The organism is Pantoea dispersa (assembly GCF_014155765.1).
In the GTDB taxonomy this organism is placed as follows: domain Bacteria; phylum Pseudomonadota; class Gammaproteobacteria; order Enterobacterales; family Enterobacteriaceae; genus Pantoea; species Pantoea dispersa.
Genome location: NZ_SCKT01000002.1, coordinates 165308 through 184680 on the forward strand (window position 1 = coordinate 165308; position 19373 = coordinate 184680).

19 protein-coding genes are annotated in these 19373 nt (G+C 58.6%); 10 read left to right on the top strand and 9 right to left on the bottom strand.

The genetic code is table 11. From position 1 onward, the window contains the following. Positions 1-9: 9 nt before the first annotated feature. Together H7K56_RS07465 and H7K56_RS07470 are read right to left on the bottom strand one after the other, a co-directional pair. Entirely contained in the window at positions 10-1674 is a 1665-nt protein-coding gene (locus tag H7K56_RS07465) for a ShlB/FhaC/HecB family hemolysin secretion/activation protein (protein WP_150360301.1), read from the bottom strand. A 431-nt stretch (positions 1675-2105) separates the two neighbouring features. Then, complete coding sequence (locus H7K56_RS07470) at positions 2106-3314, bottom strand: pyridoxal phosphate-dependent aminotransferase (RefSeq protein WP_150360302.1); 1209 nt, start codon at positions 3312-3314, stop codon at positions 2106-2108. 68 nt (positions 3315-3382) lie between these two features. Here H7K56_RS07470 and H7K56_RS07475 point away from each other — a divergent pair, with 68 nt between their 5' ends. Next, positions 3383-4444, top strand: a complete 1062-nt coding sequence (locus H7K56_RS07475; RefSeq protein WP_150360303.1) for a glutamine amidotransferase-related protein — start codon at positions 3383-3385, stop codon at positions 4442-4444. Here the strand turns inward: H7K56_RS07475 and H7K56_RS07480 are convergent. The 7 genes from H7K56_RS07480 to H7K56_RS07510 are packed head-to-tail and all read right to left on the bottom strand — an operon-like array spanning position 4407 to position 11053. Beyond that, complete coding sequence (locus H7K56_RS07480; RefSeq protein ID WP_104093320.1) at positions 4407-5351, bottom strand: dihydrodipicolinate synthase family protein; 945 nt, start codon at positions 5349-5351, stop codon at positions 4407-4409. The genes H7K56_RS07475 and H7K56_RS07480 overlap by 38 nt on opposite strands. Before the next feature lie 9 nt (positions 5352-5360). Further along, positions 5361-6530 carry a M24 family metallopeptidase gene (locus tag H7K56_RS07485; RefSeq protein WP_150360304.1) on the bottom strand — a complete coding sequence of 390 codons (1170 nt, stop codon included), beginning with the start codon at positions 6528-6530 and terminating at the stop codon, positions 5361-5363. Beyond that, positions 6514-7617, bottom strand: coding sequence for a mandelate racemase/muconate lactonizing enzyme family protein (locus tag H7K56_RS07490; protein ID WP_150360305.1), 1104 nt, complete (start codon positions 7615-7617; stop codon positions 6514-6516). The genes H7K56_RS07485 and H7K56_RS07490 overlap by 17 nt, the downstream gene beginning before the upstream one ends. Continuing rightward, the gene (locus H7K56_RS07495) at positions 7614-8789 is read right to left on the bottom strand and encodes a M20 family metallopeptidase (protein ID WP_150360306.1); all 1176 of its coding nucleotides are present in this window, start codon (positions 8787-8789) and stop codon (positions 7614-7616) included. Before H7K56_RS07495 ends, H7K56_RS07490 begins: the two co-directional genes overlap by 4 nt. 13 nt (positions 8790-8802) lie before the next feature. Then, entirely contained in the window at positions 8803-9549 is a 747-nt protein-coding gene (locus tag H7K56_RS07500) for an amino acid ABC transporter ATP-binding protein (protein WP_150360307.1), read from the bottom strand. Beyond that, entirely contained in the window at positions 9546-10280 is a 735-nt protein-coding gene (locus tag H7K56_RS07505) for an amino acid ABC transporter permease (RefSeq protein WP_058775911.1), read from the bottom strand. Before H7K56_RS07505 ends, H7K56_RS07500 begins: the two co-directional genes overlap by 4 nt. Positions 10281-10300: 20 nt before the next feature. Continuing rightward, a complete protein-coding gene (locus tag H7K56_RS07510; protein WP_369974301.1) occupies positions 10301-11053 on the bottom strand; it encodes an ABC transporter substrate-binding protein in 753 nt (250 codons plus the stop codon). A 250-nt stretch (positions 11054-11303) separates the two neighbouring features. On the opposite strand from H7K56_RS07510, the gene H7K56_RS07515 reads away from it, so the two are divergent. From H7K56_RS07515 to H7K56_RS07550, 9 genes are all read left to right on the top strand, one after another. Beyond that, a complete protein-coding gene (locus H7K56_RS07515; protein WP_150360308.1) occupies positions 11304-12200 on the top strand; it encodes a GntR family transcriptional regulator in 897 nt (298 codons plus the stop codon). Positions 12201-12252: 52 nt separating this feature from the next. Continuing rightward, a complete protein-coding gene (locus H7K56_RS07520) occupies positions 12253-13038 on the top strand; it encodes an SDR family oxidoreductase (RefSeq protein ID WP_150360309.1) in 786 nt (261 codons plus the stop codon). Between the two features lie 334 nt (positions 13039-13372). Then, positions 13373-14083, top strand: coding sequence for a FadR/GntR family transcriptional regulator (locus tag H7K56_RS07525; protein WP_021509083.1), 711 nt, complete (start codon positions 13373-13375; stop codon positions 14081-14083). Continuing rightward, positions 14070-15236 (top strand): PLP-dependent transferase, encoded by a 1167-nt coding sequence (locus tag H7K56_RS07530; protein WP_150360310.1) that lies wholly within the window; start codon positions 14070-14072, stop codon positions 15234-15236. The genes H7K56_RS07525 and H7K56_RS07530 overlap by 14 nt, the downstream gene beginning before the upstream one ends. Before the next feature lie 21 nt (positions 15237-15257). After that, positions 15258-16529: an ABC transporter substrate-binding protein gene (locus tag H7K56_RS07535; protein ID WP_059011244.1), complete on the top strand. Its 1272-nt coding sequence runs from the start codon at positions 15258-15260 to the stop codon at positions 16527-16529. 24 nt (positions 16530-16553) lie between these two features. Further along, positions 16554-17021, top strand: a complete 468-nt coding sequence (locus H7K56_RS23335; protein WP_249042700.1) for a carbohydrate ABC transporter permease — start codon at positions 16554-16556, stop codon at positions 17019-17021. Then, complete coding sequence (locus H7K56_RS23340; RefSeq protein WP_249042701.1) at positions 16972-17463, top strand: carbohydrate ABC transporter permease; 492 nt, start codon at positions 16972-16974, stop codon at positions 17461-17463. The genes H7K56_RS23335 and H7K56_RS23340 overlap by 50 nt, the downstream gene beginning before the upstream one ends. Positions 17464-17472: 9 nt before the next feature. Further along, entirely contained in the window at positions 17473-18297 is an 825-nt protein-coding gene (locus H7K56_RS07545; RefSeq protein ID WP_104187407.1) for a carbohydrate ABC transporter permease, read from the top strand. A gap of 3 nt (positions 18298-18300) precedes the next feature. Continuing rightward, positions 18301-19368 carry an ABC transporter ATP-binding protein gene (locus H7K56_RS07550; RefSeq protein WP_021509078.1) on the top strand — a complete coding sequence of 356 codons (1068 nt, stop codon included), beginning with the start codon at positions 18301-18303 and terminating at the stop codon, positions 19366-19368. Positions 19369-19373: the final 5 nt, after the last annotated feature.

Below are 19373 nucleotides of genomic sequence, written 5' to 3' on the forward strand. Positions count from 1 at the left end.
CATTGCCTCTTAAAAAACCAGCCCGACCCGGGCATAAATGCTAACGTGATCCGGTTGCAGATAGCCGGGATAACTGAGCGGAAAACCGACCGTGTATTGGGTATAAAAGAAACGGCTGCGGGTGCTGATCCCCACGGCGCTGCCCCATATCGTGCCCACAGACTCGCTGTTCTGCGCATCGCTCTTCAGCCAGCCGCCGTCCACCGCCGCCAGGGCGCTGACGTCACCGACCAACGGCAAGGTGAACAGGGTGTAATCCAGTTCATTACGCAAATAGCCACCCGCGTCGCCTGACAGGTATTGTTCTTTGAAACCCCTGACTGAGCTTTCGCCGCCGAGCGTCAGGCGTTCGCTGCCGTATAACCGATCCGGTGACCACTGGCCGTATACGCTGCTGAGCAACCATAACCTGTCCGAAACCGGTCGCTGAAAGCTGCCGCTCAGGCTCCACTTGCGAAACTGCGCCCGCGGTAAGTCCCCGCTTTTGTCGGCATCACTCTCCGCATCAAACCACGGCATACCGCGGCTAAAGGTTGGGTTGAGCGTTGCCACGCCACCGAACACCTTTTGCGTATGGTTGAATCCGATCTGGGTACTGGTGATTTTGCGACTGCTACTCTGCAACAGGGTATTGTTGAGATAGTTGTGACTGGTGTAGTGGTTCAGGCCGAGCTGCAAACTGGTCTTGATTTCACCGTTGCGAAACAGCACCCATGAACCATTCAGGCGATGCGCAATATTGTCGCCGTTACTCAGCCAGGTGAAACCATTGTTATCAAAATGACTGTGATAACTGCTCCAGCTATAGCTGTAGTCGAGCAGGCCGTAGCCATACGGCACGCTGACACCCGCCTGCACATTCTGCGCGTCACGCCACTCGCTGAATGGGCTGCTGCGACCGCCGCTGATAAACCAGCGATCCGCCAGCCCTAACAGGTTGTTGCCGGTCAGCGATGCGGTTAACTGACCGACACCGGTGCTTTTTTGTCCGCTATTATCAAATCCCAGCGCGGCGCTGAGCGGAAATTCTGCCGCTGTCGTCAGGTTCACCACTGAATAACCGGGCTGCGGCGCAGGCTGAATTTCAATCTGTACCGGGGTGCGGCGCAGGCGATTAATTTGCTCCATACCCTGCTCAATATCGCGCAGGTTAAGTATTTTTCCTTCAATATGAGGAAAAACCATCTTTAACATCGCCGGCTGCGCCCCGTCGAGGCGAATAGCGAATAGTTTTCCTTCCAGCACCGGAATAATTAACTGCCCATGCGACAGATCCTGTTCGGCTAAAAACGCCCGGCTGGTAATGTAACCACGTTGCATATACCAGTCAGAGACCGCATGTACCAGCGCATTAATTTCACTCAAATTCAGACAGCGATTGATATAAGGTGCCGTCAGCGCCTGTTGCTGACGATCGGATATCAGCGTGACGTGCTGCAGACGGATATGCTGGATCGGAAAACAGGGGCCGGGGCCCGCCGGGGAGGCGTCCGGCGCATTCAGCGGTGCCACAGCATGCCATAGTGCATCGCGCTGCTGCTGATCCTGTTCCAGTCGCTGCTGTTGTTGGTTTTGCAGATAATCGCGGTCGCCAGGTGTCAAAGGGGCAGCGATAATCTGGCCTGACGCTATAATAATAGACAGCGCCAGCAATATCCTTATTTTTGCCATCATCAAAGACTTAAGTAAAATTAATTGTAAAGGTTTTGTAAGCTTCTGTGCGCAGAATATCACCTAAACAATCAGACAGTTCCGCTTAATAAGAAAAAACAATAAACATGACGCAGTTTTAATTAAGTGATAAAAACAACTTTACCTAACGCAAATAAACAACAGAAAATCAGCAACGGCCATTAAATCATTAATATCGCGCGATGGCGGCATGACGCCAGATTAAGCGGGCTGAATGAGATGAGGCCAGCCCGGTAAGGAAACGGTGCCATATTGATAAGCGCCACGGCAATCTGCGCTGACGCCGCAGTGTTGCGCCATGCGGACTTTTACTGTTGCTGAAACCACGCACCTGCCTCACCGGATCGCCATTGCTGGCGACCGGGCGGATGCATGCCTGCATCCGATCGCGTATCAATCCCTCATGGCGGACATCAGCGCAGTTTTGCCACCGCAGATTTCAGCCGCGCGCATGCCTGCTCCAGCAACGCATCGTCAACCGCATAGGCAATGCGTAAATAACCCGGCATGCCAAACGCCGATCCATGCAACACCGCAACCTGTGCATCCTGCAACAACCAGCTGGCCAGCGCGCTATCGTCCTCCAGTCGTTCCCCCTGCGGCGTCACGCATCCCAGTAACTTTTGGCAGTTGGCAAAAATATAGAATGCTCCCTGCGGCGCCCGGGCGCTGAGGCCGTTGCTGGTGGCGATCATTGTCAGCACCTGCTGACGTCGCCGATCAAGCGTAGCGAGCCAACCTGCCAGAAGTTCGGCCGGTTGCTGCAACGCGACAACCGCTGCTGCCTGCGAGATGCTGCTGGGATTAGAGGTACTCTGCGATTGCAGAATCTGCATCGCGTCAATCAGCCATGCCGGACCGGCAGCATAGCCGAGCCGCCAGCCGGTCATGGCATGGCTTTTTGAGACACCGTTAACTGTCAGCGTGCGTTCAGCCAGCTGCGGGGCCGCCGCGGCAAAAGTGCTGAATGGCGTGGCGTCGTAGCGTAACGGTTCGTAAATATCATCCGCCATGATTAACACCTGGGGATGATCGGTCAGCACCTCAGCCAGCGCCTGTAACTCCTGCGCACTGTAAACCGCACCGGTCGGGTTACCCGGTGAGTTCAGAATCACCCAACGCGTTGCCGGCGTCAGCGCGGCAGCCAGTTGTTGCGGCTGCAGCTTCCAGTCGTGCTGTTCGTCACAGGCCACGATCACCGGTTCGCCTTCCGCCAGCGTCACCATATCCGGATAGGAAACCCAGTAAGGGGCAGGAATGATCACCTGCTGGCCAGCATCCAGCGTAGCCAGCAGTGCGTTGAAAATCAGCTGCTTGGCGCCGCTGCCGGCAATGATCTGCTCAGCGGTAAAATGCAGTTGGTTATCACGGGCAAACTTGGCGGCAATCGCTGTTTTGAGTTCGCGCGTACCGGAGACGGCGGTGTATTTGGTTTGCTGCTGCACGATGGCGGCAATACCGGCATAGCTGATGCTGTCCGGCGTGGCAAAATCGAGTTCTCCCTCGCCGAGGTTGATTATCGCCTTGCCGGCGGCTTCCAGCGCACGCACCCGATCGGAAATCGCGGCGGTAGGAGATGGACGGACGCGCTGCATGCGACGAGCCAGTAGCTGACTATTCATAAATCCTCTTTTGTATATCCTGAATCAACTAATACAATTAATCACCCCATCCCAGCAGGAAGAGTGCCGTGTTACCTATTTTCATTGTTGATGATGCCCGCGTTCCGGCGCGCTTTGGGCTGCTTGCCAGCCTGTATGCTAATCAGCTGGCGTTACCGTTATGGAGCCTGCGCCCGGATTTCACCGGCGATTTCCCCGATAGCCATCAGCATGTCGCGGCGGCAGGTTACTGCGTCACCAGCGGACTGTATCGGAGCGATACACTGCAGCACGAAGTCAGCGATGTTGCCCTGCTGCCTGCGAACGAAGCCGTAATCGTCGTGGCACAGGCGGATGTAGCGCGCATTGCTCATCTGCCAGGCCAGCGCCTCAAGGCGCTTTCCTGTGAGACGACAATGCGGCTGCAGGATGGCAGCGACACCCTGCTGCAACATACCCTGACTGCACCGCCCCCCGGCCGCCACGCGCTGCGTATTGGTCTGATAGCGCGCGAGCACGATCAGCGTGACAGCAATCCGGCCACTCTCGAGGCGCTTTACGCCGCAGCCCGGGCGCTGGCGCTCGATGTGGATATTCACTTTTTCGCTCCCGCCGCACTGACAAACGAGCTGTCCGAACTCGACGAGGTGCACGGCATTCTGCTACCGGGAGGTGCCTCGATGGCAGCGGTGCGCGGTCAAATCGCCGTGGCGCATGCCAGTCGGCAACGCAACATTCCCACACTGGGCCTGTGCCTCGGCATGCAGAGCATGTGCACGGCTGCGTTACAACGTCACCCAGAGCTCAGCCAGGCCATGCTGGCAGAAGTGGCACCGCAGGCCGCGGTGCACAGCTTTATTCCCTTTGCCGATGGTCGCCATCGCTGTGGTCTGCTGCCATACCCGGCCGCAGAGCCGTTTAACCTTATGCATTACAACCATCGCTATCGCTTTAATCCGCAACTGCTGCCGCCGCTGCTGGCAAGCGGCGTGCAGGTTACCGCCCAGACTGATGACATCATCGAAGGCATTGCGCTGGCCGATCACCGTTTCTGGCAGGGGGTACAGGGGCATCCGGAGCTACAGTCGCGCCCGGATGCACCGCACCCGCTGTTTACGGCCTTTCTGCAGGCGCTGGTGACGCCAGCGTAACCCCGCTGCGTCCGTCGCTGGCCAGCCGTTGCATCACGCTGGTCAGCGCGACCAGCGCGTCTGGCGAGATCGGCTGCAGCGGTGCGCGCACCGTGCCGCCATTGAAACCGCGCAGCGCCATTGCCGCTTTCACCAGCTGCGGCTGGCCGTGCTGGCGTGCCAGCGTGCGATAGTCAAACCACAGCTGGTGCAGATCGCGCGCGGTGGCGGCATCGCCCTGTTCCAGCGCACGATAGCAGGCAAGGATGAGCTCCGGCAGCGCGCCGCTGTTGGTGGTACTGATGCCATCGAATCCGGCCATCATCGGGCCGGCAAAGGCCAGATCGGAGGCACAAAATAGACGCAGTTTGCCGCGCAGCCGGTTGGCAATCTGATCGATGGCGGTTGGATTCAGATCGCCCTGTTTGATCCCCACCACGCCCGGTATCGCCGCCAGTTGCTCCAGCAGCGCTGGTGACAGGGTGATACCAATGCCCGGCGCGTTGTAAACCAGAATGCCGGTTTTCGACAGCGGTGCCATCTCAGCAAAATAGGCAAGAATTTGCGCGTCGGTAATTTCGCTGACAAAAGGCGCGGTGACCATCGGCAAACCGCCCAGATCCCCGGCCAGCTGCGTCAGCTCGCGGGCATCACGCGGGTCTGCGCTGGCGCTGCACAGCATCACCGCCACGCGATCCTGCACGCAGTCCATTACGGCGTGAAACAGTGCACGGCGTTCTGGCACTGACATCACCGGAAATTCGCCATAAGTGCCGCCAATTAACAGGCCGTCGTAGCCAAGGCCGATGACGCGTTCGATATTTTCGCGCAGGGCGCCGAAGTCAATGTCGCCGCTGGCGCTGAAGGGCGTCACGGTAATGTTAAAGATACCGCGCAGGCGTTCACGGCATTCGCTGATGTCTTTCATCGGGTTTCCTTATAAGCAGGTTAATGGGCGAGCCAGCGAACCGAGCTGGCGATAGCCGGTTTCCGTCACCACCACGGTTTCGCTAACGCCAACCGTAAACTCGCCGTAGATGCGCAGCGCCGGGGGGATATGGAAGGTCATGCCTGGCTGCAGTTCGGTGTTGACGCCACTGTAGAGGCTGAGAATGCCGCCCTCGCCCCAGTCCGGCGCGAACGAGACACCAATGGAGTAGCCAGTGCGTTTTTTAAAGTTATCGGTGAAGCCCGCGCGATCGATCACCTGCTGGCAGGCTATGTGCGGTGCGGCACAGGTTGCGCCCGGCCGAATGGCATCCAGTGCCGCCTGGAGCGCCTCCTGACACACTTTCTCCATTTCCAGCGCAATAGCAGGGGGCCGCCCCAGCCATGCCGAGCGCATCAGCGCGGCGTGATAGCGATCGTGCGCGGCAGCCATCTCCAGAAACACCGGCTCATTATCCTGCAACACGCGACGACGCCAGGTTCCGTGAGGCACACCGCTGCGTGGGCCACTGGAAACCAGCGGCTCCATCCCGACATATTCGGATCCGGCCGCGATGGCGGCTCCCATCATGGCCGCGACCAGCGCATTTTCATCCGCCCCGGCACGCACTGCGGCCATACCGGCCTGCATGCCGGCGTCAACATAGCGCGCCGCCTGGGCGATCTTTTCCACTTCCGCCGGCGACTTCACTGCGCGCAGCGGCTCAATCACCCCGGCGGTATCGGCGAGGCTGCCGATGCGACTTTGTAACGCCTCATACACGGCTATCGGCAAAAACCAGCCGCGTTTGTCCAGCCCGACACGCTTACTAAGCCAGCCGCGCTGCTGCAGCAGGGCAACGAGAAAATCAACCGGGTTATCGCCATCCTGATAGATGGCGGCATCTGAGATAAAGGTGTTGGCGATAAAGTTAAAGTATTCGAGCTGGCGGATAACAAACACCGGATCCCCTTCTGTTGGCAGCACCAGCGCCTGAAAGGTGTAATAGCCCGGTGTTTGCTGACCGGTTAACCAGAAGATATTTTCTGGTCCGGTCACAATCATCACATCAACGCCGGCCGCATTGAGACGTTCGCGGGTGCGCTGGATGCGTTGTGCGTACTCCTGTGCGCTAAAGGCGGATTCACTTCCCTGGATAACATTATTCAGCTGTTGCATAACCAGACTCCTGGAGAAAAGTGGCGCGCGCGGCATCAAATTGCACGCCCAGGCCGGGTAAATCATTGATGAAGACAGTGCCCTGCTGATAATGCAGGCCGCTCACCGCATCGTTTATCAGGCCATCGGCACCGTACAGCTCTGCGAAACGCGGCTGCACGGCGCGACACACCTGCAGCGCCGCCGCTGTTGCCGCATGGCCTTCGTTCATCTGACCTATCATGAAAGGGATGCTGGCCGCCTGCAGGCGCCGTGCTGCCGCAAGCGTCGGCGCAATGCCGCCCAGCTTCACCAGCTTAAGATGGCCCCACAGCGCGCCGTTCGCCGCCATCAGTTGATCGATGGCTGCCGGGCTATTCAGGCTCTCGTCCAGCATGATCGGCACGCCATAACCGCTCAGTTGCGCCAGTGCGGCATCGTTAGCCGGTGCCAGCGGCTGTTCGACATAGCTGAGATTCAGCGCCTGCAGCGCCGGAAAAGCGGCGTGCGCCTGTGCCAGAGACCACTGACCGTTGACATCAATCGCCAGCGTGATGGCCTCACCAAAGCGGGCGCGCAGGGCGTGCAACCGCGCCAGATCGGTCGCCACATCCGCCACGCCGGTACGCAGTTTGAGCTGAGTAAAGCCACGTGCAACGTACTGTTCAGCCTGCGTCAGCATTTGCGCTTCACTGCCCCAGAACAGCGTCTGGTTGGTCGGGTAGCCGGGGCTGGCCGCAGCGGCACCGAGCCAGTGCGCAAGGCTTACGCCGGCCTGCTGCGCCAGTAAATCATGCAGCGCCATGTCGAACAGCATGCGGGCCGGCGCCAGCAGTCCCGCCCCATCCGCATGCACACGCTCCAGCATCGCCTGCGGCGCCAGTGCCCAGTTCCAGGCTGCCAGGACGCTGGTGATATTTTCCAGCACCCGATCGGCGCTGTAGCCATGCAGGTACTGAATGTTGAGCCGCACCTCGCCCGTGCCGCAGCGCGTGCCATCGTCCAGCCGCAGCCACAGCGTATCCAGCGCGCTGATTGCGCCCGAGGACGCGGTGTGCAGCGTGACTGCGTCATAGCGCAGCTGACCGCGCCAAAGCGTTGCTTTCACGTTGCAGACTCCTGCGGCAGCATCGCCAGTGCCACGTCGAGGTAGATGGCTGCGGCAGCAATAAATTCTTCAACAGGCACGAACTCATCTGGCTTGTGAGCCACCGCCAGACTGCCGGGTCCGATCACCACGCCTTTCGCCCCGAGCGAACGAAAATGCACTAAATCGCATCCCCCCTGAAAACCAAACGGGCCCGGTTCCGCCTGCCCATGGCGACGACAGGCGGCGAGGCTGTGCTGCACAATCGCTTCGTTACTGTCGGTCTCGGTGGCCCCGCCCGTGGTGGCCTGCCAGGCGATGATTTCCGCCTCAACGCCGGCAGTGGCTTTCGCGTGGTCAAGCAGCTGCTGCAGTTCGGCCTTCACCGCCTGCTCGTCCTCACCAGGCACCATGCGGCGGTCGAGGAGCAGCTCGCAGCTGTCCGGCACCACGTTATCAGCGTGCCCCCCGTGGATGCGCGTCACCGTCAGGCTGGCATTGCCCACCAGCGCGTGGCAGCGACAGCGCACCTGCTGCTGATGCGACTGCTCAATCAGGCCCAGTAACCTGGCGGACTGATAGATGGCGTTTATCCCCAGCTCGGGCGTGCCCGAGTGCGCCGTTACGCCCTTCACCCTGACGCGCGGTCGCAGGCTGCCTTTATGGGCAGAAAACGTGGCGTTGCCGGTGGGTTCGCCAATCACCGCAAAATCGATGGCCGGCGGTGCCTGCCGGACATAAAACTTCGCGCCTTCACTGGCGACCTCTTCATCGGCGGTGAACACCCCCATCAGCGTACCGGACCAGCGGTGGCGACTGGCGGCCAGCAGGCGCAGCGCTTCCACCATCGCCACCAGCGGTCCTTTGGCATCGCAGGCACCACGACCGTACAGGCGTCCCTCGCGCTCGGTAAGGGTAAAGGGATCGCTACGCCAGCCGCTGCCGGCAGGCACTGTATCCAGATGGGTATTGAAGGCGAAGCAGGGTCCGGCGCCGTTGTGCAGAACCGCGATGACGTTGGTGCGCCCTGCCGCATATTCACTGAACGACAGGTCAAAACCGGCCTCGCGCAGCCAGCCGGCCACGCACTCTGCCGCTTCGCGCTCCTGACCGGGAGGATTTTCTGTATTGATGGCAACCAGCGTGGCGAGGTCGCGCTTCATGCGCACGCTGTCGACCGGGTGAATAGTCATTATGGCTCCGCTGTTAATGTAGGATTTGATCGAGAAAACGCTGGGCGCGTTCGCTAATCTGGCGGTTGAAGAAGTCGCTGGCGCTGGCGCGCTCCAGGATTTCGCCCTCTTCCATGAACAGAATCTGACTGGCGGCACGGCGCGCGAACCCCATTTCATGGGTGACGACCATGCTGGTCATGCCTTCGGCGCTCAGTTCCGCCATCACATCAAGCACTTCGCGGATCATCTCCGGATCGAGCGCTGACGTGGGTTCGTCGTACAGCATCAGTTCCGGCTTCATCGCCAGCGCCCGGGCAATGGCCACGCGCTGCTGCTGACCGCCAGACAATTCGTCGGGGAAATGATCGGCCCGATCGTGAATACGCACCTTCGCCAGCAGCGCTTCTGCCTGTTTGCGTGCCGTGATGCGGTTGACGCCGAGTACCGTCATCGGTGCCAGCATGATGTTTTCCGCCGCCGTCAGATGGGAAAACAGCTCGTAGTTCTGAAACACCATGCCAATACGCTGGCGCAACTGGTGCGGCGGCACTTCTCCCCGGCTGATATTCTGGCGGGTGAAGAACACATCGCCGCTATCGGCGGGTGACAACAGATTGACGCAGCGCAGCAGCGTAGATTTGCCGGAACCGGAAGGCCCAATCAGCACCACCGTTTCCCCACGCTGAACGCTAAGCGAACAGTTCTTCAATACCGGCTGACGGCCAAAGCTCTTGTCGATGCCAATCAACTCCAGCAGCGGTGGTTTTGTCTCGTTCATGACAGATCTCCTGCGGTATCCGCCGCTTTGGTTAACCGACGGTGGCGCGCCCGGGCCTTTTGCCATTTTCCACGCCGCAGTTTCGGGTCGAGCGTGCGCTCCAGCCACGACTGAAACAGCATGAACAGCGAGGTCAGCAGCAGGTAATAGAGCCCCGCCGCGCAAAGCGCCTCGAAATAGCGGAAGCTGGCGCTGGCGGTCTGGTTCGCCACCAGCAACAACTCCTGCACCGCAATCACCGATACCAGCGCGCTGGACTTCAGCATGCTGATCATCTGATTGCCCATGGGTGGCAGCACGATGCGCGCGGCCTGCGGCAAGACAATCTTGCGCATGATCTGGGCGTGGGTCATTCCCAGCGCCATACCGGCGGTGCGCTGGCCGCTTTTTACCGCCTGTAAGCCGGAACGTAATATCTCCGCCATGTAGGCGCCCTCATTAAGCGACAGCGCCAGCACAGCACAGGTAAACGCGGAGAAGCGCAGACCGAAACCAGGCAACACGTTGTAGACAAAGATGATCTGGAACAGCACCGGCGTACCGCGAAACAGCCAGAGATAAAAAAACGCCAGCCCTTTCGCGGCACGAAATGGCGCTTCCTGTAGCAGCGCCAGCACCAGTCCCAGCACTACGCCGCACAACAGCGAGCACAGAGTAATCAGCAGCGTCATCCACGCGCCCTGCAGAAATTCGCGGGAGAGGAAGTACTGCCACATTAAATCGATCGACATAGCTTTCTCCGGTCAGCGGATTAAAAAATGGCAACGGAGTCCGGGAAGTTCCATTTCTCAATCAGTTGCTTGTAAGTGCCGTCTTTCACCAGGTTTTGCAGTCCCTGTTCCAGTTGCGCTTTGGTGGCGCTGTCGCCTTTACGGACCGCAAAAGCGATGTGGGTATCGGCTTCAAACTCAGCGCCTGCCGCTTCAAACACGCCGGGCTTCTCGCTAAACAACGCAACGGTACCCGGCGTTGAAAGGAATTCCGCATCGGCGCGCCCCTGCGCAACAGCCACTGCCGAGTCCGTTGCCGCCGGGAACGTCATGACATTGATCGCGGCTTTTTTGGCGGCGAGGCAGTTCTGGTTATCCACGCGCGCCTGGCTCTCTTCGATACCGCCAAGCGTGACCGCCACGTTTTTGCCGCACAGCGACAGATCGCGCCCGGTGATGCCGGCCGGATTGCCTTTACGCACCACGACGCGACTGCCGATTTTGAGGTAAGGAACAAAATCCACCTGCGCCGCACGCGCCGGATTGACGTACATCGCTGAGTTAATGATGTCGAGACGTTTGCCCTGCAGTGCCGGGATCAGCCCTTTGAATTCCATTGGCATGGCTGCGGGTTGCAGATTGAGCGTCTTACTCAGCGCGGTTATCAGCTCGATATCAAAACCGGTGAGCTTGCCGTCTTTCACAAACTCGAACGGCATAAAGGTGGCTGCGGTGCCGTAGGTCAGTTTGCCTGGGGCAACGCGGTCGCTTGCCGCCTGGCTGATGATGGGCATCAGGGCCAGCGTGGCAAGCGCCAGCAACCGACCGGTAGAGCGAAATGAATTGCTGATCATCTGTGTCTCCTGGTAAACGTTTAAATTGGTTTTTATGATTCATAAAATACAATCATGGTGATAAAAAAACGTCTTCTCCTGGTGCACTCTGCACGCTTATCGTGCATGTATTGCTTTATATCGCAGCATTTACCTCAACATGTTATTGTACCTTTAGTCGACAATAATACATTTCAGGAAATCCCGTTCTATGCAGCCTGACTCCTCCGCCAGCAGCCGTCGTATTGCACGTCAGCTACTTGACCTGATCTATGAAGCAAGATTCGATCCAGGTCAGCACTTACGTGAACAACCTCTGGCAGACGCGCTGGGCGTTTCCCGCACGCCGGTGCGGGCAGGACTTAAAGAACTGACCCGACTGGGCGCAGTGGAAGCGCGGCCCAATCAGGGATTTTTTCTGCTAAAAGGGGCAGATGAGTTACAGCAGCTGGACATTGAACCTCCGCAGAGCAGCGACCAGACGTTGTACGAGTTACTGGTACGCGATCGTATTGCCGGTGCCCTGCCCGAATCGTTCACCCAGACGGAAATCAGCCAGCGCTATGACGTTGATCGCGGCATTCTGACACGCACGCTGGTCAAGCTGTCGGAGGACGGGTTAATCGCGCGCAATGCGGGACACGGCTGGCGCTTTCAGCAAACGCTTAACTCGGAAGTCGCGCTGCGCAACAGTTATGGATTTCGTCTGATGATCGAGCCAGCCGCCCTGCTCAGCCCGCAATTACGCGCGGACCGTGCCATGCTGAAGCGCCTGCGGGCACAGCATCTGCGATTGATTACCCATCCGGACCTCACGCAGGTACCGGCGCGCGACATTTTCGAGACGGATGCCGCTTTTCATGAATCGCTGGCCGAAGCCAGCGGCAATCTGTTTGTGCTGCAGGCGATTCAACAGCAAAACCGCCTGCGCCGCCTGCTGGAATTTGGCAGCTACCAAAACAAACGGCGGGTGAAAGAGTGGTGCGAAGAGCACGTGGCCATTATCGACGCGCTGCGTGAAAACCGACCGCAACAGGCGGCCGAATTGATAAAAACGCATCTGCAATTCGCCTTCGATCAGGTACAGATGCGTAAACCAGGCGCATAACCGGCACTATTTTTGCACATTACGATCCTGAAAATACAATCAGGAGGCAGTGATGGATTTGCAAATACAAGGGCGCGTGGCGCTGGTATGTGGTGCAGGCAGCGGTCTGGGTCAGGCGATAGCGCTGGCACTGGCGCAGGAGGGCGTGCGCGTGGCGGTCACCGGGCGCAACAGCAGCAAGTTGCAGGCAACGGTGGAGCGCATTATCGCTGACGGCGGTGAGGCGCAGGCGTTCCAGCTGGATCTGGCGGCACCCGACACCTTTGACAGCGTGCTGGAGGCGATTCGCCAGCGCTGGGGCGCAGTGGATATTCTGGTGAATAATTCAGGTGGGCCGCCACCCGCGAAAGCCGCGGGTACCGCCAGTGAACTCTGGCGACAGCAGTTTGCGGTGATGGTGGACGCGCTGATTCAACTGAGCGACAAGGTGCTGCCGGCCATGCGCCAGCGCGGCTGGGGACGCATTATCACTTCCACCTCGTCCGGCGTGGTCACGCCTATCCCCAATCTGGCGCTGTCCAATGCGCTGCGCATGAGCCTGCTGGGCTGGTCGAAAACGCTGGCAAGCGAGGTAGCCGCGGATGGTGTAACGGTTAACGTCCTGGTGCCGGGACGCATTGATACTGAGCGCGTCAGTCAGCTTGATGCGCTGAAGGCGCAGCGCGAAAACAGCACCGCCGCTGCCGTCGCGGCCCAAAGCCGGCGCAGCATACCGATGGGCCGCTACGGCGCGCCACACGAATATAGCGCCACCGCCGCTTTTCTCGCCAGTGAGCCTGCCAGCTACATTACCGGCAGCGTGATCCGCGTCGACGGCGGCCTGATCGATGCCGTTTAGCCGCTGATCGCGGTTTTAAGAGATGGGCATGCAATGACGACTGCCCATTTAACCGGTCACAATGCTCTTCTTTTACCTTAACGTCATCGCTAACGGTTTTGCTGGCTGAGCGTTGCCGCTGTGCCACTGCATCTGCTGAATTCACACCCCGGTTAATCAAAAAAAGACCACCGCACCGCCACACCACGGTGCACCCTGGCGGGTTTTGCACCAGCAGATCTCATAATCTGCGCTTATTACTGCGTTAAATCTCCTGCTGAATCAAAGCTTCATGATTCTGGCATGCGGGTTGCTATGTCTTTGGTAGAGATGTTGGACCAATTAAGGCAAAGCGATGCATGACCCGGCTGAACTCCATCCCATCATTCCCACGCGCAGCGATACGCTGATTCTTGATGCGCTCACGCGCTACATGGCGCATGCCGGCGCGCAGCCGGGCAGTCGCCTGCCGCCGGAGCGCGAGCTGGCGGAGAAACTGGGCGTCAGCCGTAATACGGTGCGCGAGGCGCTCAAGCGCTGGGAAGCACTCGGCATCATTGTGCGCAAAAAAGGCAGCGGCACCTTTCTGCAGGCGGAAGTCGGTCTGCATGACAGCTTTCTCTCTCTGCGCTTTAAAAACGACTCCGCCAACATGCTTCATGCGCTGGAAGTGCGCCGCATCATTGAGTCCGAATCCTGCGTGCTGGCCGCGCAGCGCGCCAGCGCCGACGACCTGCTGGAAATCGAACGGCGGCTGGAAGAGATGGAGCGTGTGCACCTGGCTATCGGTTCCGCCGGGCCGGAGGATTGGGCTTTCCACACCAGCATTTACCGCGCCGCCGGTAATCCGCTGCTGTTGCAGATGCTTAACGGCGTCTACGACACGCTGCATGCCTTTTTCGAGTCCCCGCCGGAGCAGGCGCTGTTTTCAGACTCGTTTCCCCTGCACCGTGAACTGTTTAACGCCATCCGCGCCCGCGACAGCCAGGCCGCGCGCGCCCTTTGCCACCAGATTCTTGATATCACCGAACGCGACATGAAGGACGTGATCCATGCCAAACGCTAAACCTATTGCGCAACAAACACTGCTGACCCACGACCAGCGCCACGAACAGGGCGCCGTAACGCCACCGATTTATCAGTCCTCGCTGTTTACCTTCAGCGATTACGACAGCATGATCGCCCGCTTTCGCGGTGAGAGCGACCAGCCGCTCTATTCCCGCGTTGATAATCCGACGGTCAAAGCGCTACAGGATAAAGTTGCCGCGCTGGAAGGCGGTGACGCCTGCCTCGCCTTTGCCAGCGGCATGGCCGCCATCAGCAACGCGATTTTGAGTGTGGTTCAGCCAGGTGCGAAAGTGGTCTGCGTTAATCATGTCTATCCCGATACTTACCGCTTTTTGCGCGGCTTTTGTCAGCGTTTCGGTATCACGACGCAGTTTGTTGATGGCGACGATGAAGCGGCGATGGCCGCCGCGCTGCCCGGTGCCAGCCTGCTCTATCTGGAAAGTCCCTCCAGTTGGGTGATGAGTGAACAGAACCTGCGGCAGTTGGCCACGCTGGCGCGCGATGCGGGCGTCGTCACGTTGATTGATAACAGCTGGGCTTCGCCCATTTTCCAGCAGCCGCTGCTGTGTGGTATCGACATCGTGGTGCACTCCGCCTCGAAGTACATCAGCGGCCACAGCGATGTAGTGGCCGGCCTGGTGATTGCCAGCCACCAGCACATCAACAACATTGCCCGTCACATTAGTCCGTTCCTTGGCGGCAAACTGTCTGCGAACGAAGCGTCTTTGCTGATGCGTGGCCTGCGCACGCTGCCGCTGCGCATGAAGCAACATCAGCAAAGCGCCCTGCAGCTGGCGGAAAAGCTGCGTGACCATCCGCAGGTCAGCGCGGTTTACCATCCCGGGCTCAATCCTCCTGAATGGTCCACGCTGCGCGGTTACAGCGGGCTGTTTTCCTTTGCCGTGACCGAACAGGTCGACATACCGCAATTCTGCAACGCCCTGCAACTGTTCCACATGGGCGTTAGCTGGGGAGGTTTCGAGAGCCTGGTGATGCCGGCGATTTCGGTCATTAATCAGGCCAGTGAATTTAATTCAGCCCAGGATTTTGGTGTCTCGCCGCGCCTGATCCGTATCTCTGTTGGCCTCGAAGAGACCGACGATCTTTGGACCGATCTGAATCAGGCACTTGCTGCCGCCACTCACCGTTAATCACGCTCCGGAGAACCAGCCATGACAACACGTTTCGCCCTGAAAGCCCTGGTACTCGCCGTGGGTTTAGGCAGCGCCTTTTGCAGCCTCGCCGCCAAACTCACCGTGGTGGAAGTTATTACCAGCCCGCCACGTACCGCGCTTCTGCAAAAAATGCTCGACGAATACAAGACGCAGCATCCTGGTACCGAGATTGAGCTGATTTCGCTGCCGTGGGGTCAGGCATTTGAAAAACTGGGCACCATGTTACAGAGCGGACAGGTTCCGGATGTGGTGGAGATGCCCGATACCTGGCAAGGCTTATACGCCAGCAACAATATGCTGGAGGATCTGGAACCCCGCCTGAAAAGCTGGCCTGAAAGCGCCCAGCTGACGGACAAAACGCTGGCAATGGCGCGGGCCGCGAACGGCAAAGCCACCATGGTACCGTACGGTTTTTACCTGCGGGCGCTGTTCTGGAATAAAAAGCTGTTTAAGCAGGCAGGACTGAGTGAGCCGCCGAAAACCATGGACGAGTTTGCCAGCGACGCGAAGCGTATTAGTCAGTCAGGTAACGGTATCAGCGGCTACTGCATGCGCGGCGGTGTCGGAGGAACCAATGCGTGGATGATGTTTATGGCGGCGATGAATGGCTCGCCTGCCTTCTTTGATAAAGACGGCAACAGTACCTTAACCCAGCCGGGGGCGATAAAGGGGGCACAACTGCTGGTCGATTTGTATCAGCAAGGCGGCGCGCCTAAAGACAGCGTGAACTGGGGCTTTAACGAGATTGTCTCGGGCTTTTATTCCGGCAAATGCGCGATGCTCGATCAGGATCCGGACGCGCTGATCGCGATTAAAAATAGCATGGCGGCTGAGGATTTTGCCGTGGCGCCCATGCCGGTCGGGCCGTCCGGTAAAGCCTTCCCGACCATCGGCTATACCGGCTGGGCGATGTTCAAACAGGGTAAACAAAACGATGTCGCCTGGCCGCTGATTACCTTCCTCAGTAATAAAACCAACAACCTGGCGTGGGCGAAGTTTGTCGGCACGCTACCCATCTATAAAGGTGCGGAACAGGACCCGTTCTATCAGACGCCGCAGTTTGCCGGCTGGTTTAAGGAGCTGAACGATCCAAATTATGTGCCGCTCACCATGCCGACCCATCTCAAAGGCTGGGGCTATTTCAATTCAGTGATCGTGAAAGAGAGCAGCCAGGAGACGTTACTGGGCGAAAACGACACCAAAGATATGGTGCAGGACTGGGCCAGCTATCTGAGTAAAGAGCAAAAAGCCTGGCTCGCCAGCCAGTAATCCCGCGTAAACCGGAGCCCTGAAATGATGCCTGAAATCTCTCTTCCTGCCAGCCCGGCACGTCGCCGCTGGCGCTGGACCCGGCTTGCTGAGCCATGGTGGTATCTGTCACCGGGCCTGTTGCTGATCGCCCTGTTCATCTTCGTGCCGATGGCGATCGGCATTTCTTACGCTTTTCAGAGCATGAACCTGCTCAATCCGCTGGAGAGCGGCTGGGTTGGCTGGGCGAACTTTGCGCAGATGCTCGACGATCGCCGCTTCTTTCGCGCGCTCGGCCATACCCTTAACTGGACGCTGAGTTCACTGCTGCTGCAGTTCTTTTTCGGCCTCGCGCTGGCGCTGCTGCTTAACCGCGAGTTTCGCTTTCGCCGCTGGGTGCAGGCGCTGGTGTTTTTACCGTGGGCGGTGCCGGCGTTTCTTTCCGGCCTGGCTGCTCAACCCGGTGGTGGGTCCGCTGCCACAGTGGCTCAGCGACGTGGGCATTCTCAGTGAACCCTACAATATTCTTTCCGATCCGCAACTGGCGATGTGGGGGCCGGTGATTGCTAACGTCTGGTTTGGCATCCCGTTTTTTGCCATCACCTTACTGGCGGCACTGCAGTCGATTCCCAAAGATTTGTATGAAGCAGCAGCCATTGACGGTGCCAGCGGCTGGCAGCAGTTTCGCCGAGTCACCCTGCCGTTTCTCGCCCCGATGATCGCCATTACCGTGATGCTGCGTACCATCTGGATCGCTAACTTTGCCGATTTGATCGTGGTGATGACCGACGGCGGTCCGGCCGGTTCAACCTCAATTCTTTCCAGTTACATCTTCACCACCGCTTATCGCAAACTGGATTTTGGTTATGCCTCGGCGATGGCGGTGTGTCTGTTACTGCTGATGACCTGCTATGCGCTGGTACTGCTGCGCATCCGCCATCAGTTACTTAAGTAAGGAGTCTGCATGCGCCTGTTACCGTTGATCGGTCATCGTCTCAGCATCGCCGCCTATTTGCTGTTTGCGCTGTTTCCGTTGTACTGGATCATTAAAATTGCCGTCACGCCGGACAGGTTACTGTTCAGTCAGGGCGTGACGCTGTTACCTGGCGGTTTCACCCTGAGCCACTTTGCGAAGGTATTGACCGACAGTGATTTCCCCACGTTTTTTATTAACAGTCTCATTGTCTCCTGCAGCACTGCCGCGCTCACCACCTTGATTGCTGCGGGTGCCGGCTATGCCTTTTCCCGCTTTCAGTTTCGCGGCAAGATGGTGATGGCGGCCCTGCTGCTGTTTACGCAGATGTTTCCGCTGGTGATGATCATTGCGCCGATTTACCGGGTGATGGCCCCGCTGGGACTGACGAATAGTCTGCTGGGGCTGATTCTGATTTACAGCGCCTTCAATGTCCCGTTCGCTACCTTCCTGATGCAGTCATTTTTTGATGCCATCCCGAAAGATCTCGAAGAGTCCGCCATGCTGGAAGGCTGCACCCGCTTTCAGGCGCTGTACCGCGTGCTGATGCCGCTGACGCTGCCGGGCATGGCGGCAACGCTCGGCTTCGTTTTCACCGCCGCGTGGAGTGAGTTGCTGTTCTCACTGATGCTGATCAACAAAAACGAAGTCATGACCTTTCCGGTCGGGCTGCTCAGTTTCGTCTCCAAATTCGCCGTTTCGTGGGGCGAAATGATGGCTGCCGCCGTGCTGGCGTTAATTCCAGCCTGTCTGTTCTTCGCTTTCATTCAACGCTACCTGGTTCAGGGACTCACCGCCGGTGCGGTTAAGGGGTAAATAATGGCTGAAATTACGCTGGCGCAAATTGAAAAGCGCTATGGCAACGTTGAGGTTCTGCGCGACATCAATCTGACCATTAAAGATGGTGAGTTCGTGGTGCTGGTCGGCCCGTCCGGCTGCGGTAAATCCACCCTGTTGCGCACCATTGCCGGCCTGGAATTAGCGACGGGCGGCAATATCCATATCGGCAGTCAGCTGATGAACGAGGTGGCGCCGAAAGACCGCGATATCTCGATGGTGTTCCAGAGCTATGCGCTCTATCCGCATCTGACGGTCGCACGCAACATGGGCTTCAGCCTTGAAATTCAGAAACGACCGCGTGCTGAGATTGAGGAGAAAGTCCGGCGAGCGGCGGAGATTCTCAGCCTGACACACCTGCTTGATCGCCGGCCAAAAGAGCTGTCGGGTGGACAACGGCAGCGCGTGGCGATGGGCCGCGCCATTGTGCGTCAGCCGCAGGTATTTCTGTTTGATGAGCCGCTTTCCAACCTCGATGCGCAACTGCGCGGCCAGATGCGCGTGGAGATCAAAAAACTGCATCAGCAAATGCACAACACCATCGTTTATGTTACCCACGATCAGGTTGAGGCCATGACGCTGGCTGACCGCATCGTGGTGCTCAACCACGGCGTCATTCAGCAGGTGGGCACACCGCTGGAGCTGTACGACACACCGGCCAATAAGTTTGTCGCCAGTTTTATCGGGTCCCCGTCGATGAATTTTATCAACGGCGTGATGACCCCCAGCGGCGTGCGTATCAGCGACAGCGCACAGTTGCCCCTGAATACGCACTGGGCGGCACAGGCCGCTGGCCGCGACGTTATTTACGGCATCCGGCCGGAAAACATCAGTCTGGCGCAGCCGGGTGAGCAGCATGCGCTGCCTCTTGAAGTGTCGCTGGTGGAGCCGACCGGCCTGTCCGAACTGATTCACGGTTCGCTGTTTGGCCACCCGGTTATGCTGTTTACCACCCAGCGTTCCGGCGCGCGTGCCGGTGATATTTTACCGGTCACGCTGGACAGCGAACGTGCGATGCTGTTCGACGCCGCATCACAGCGCCGCCTGTAATTGCA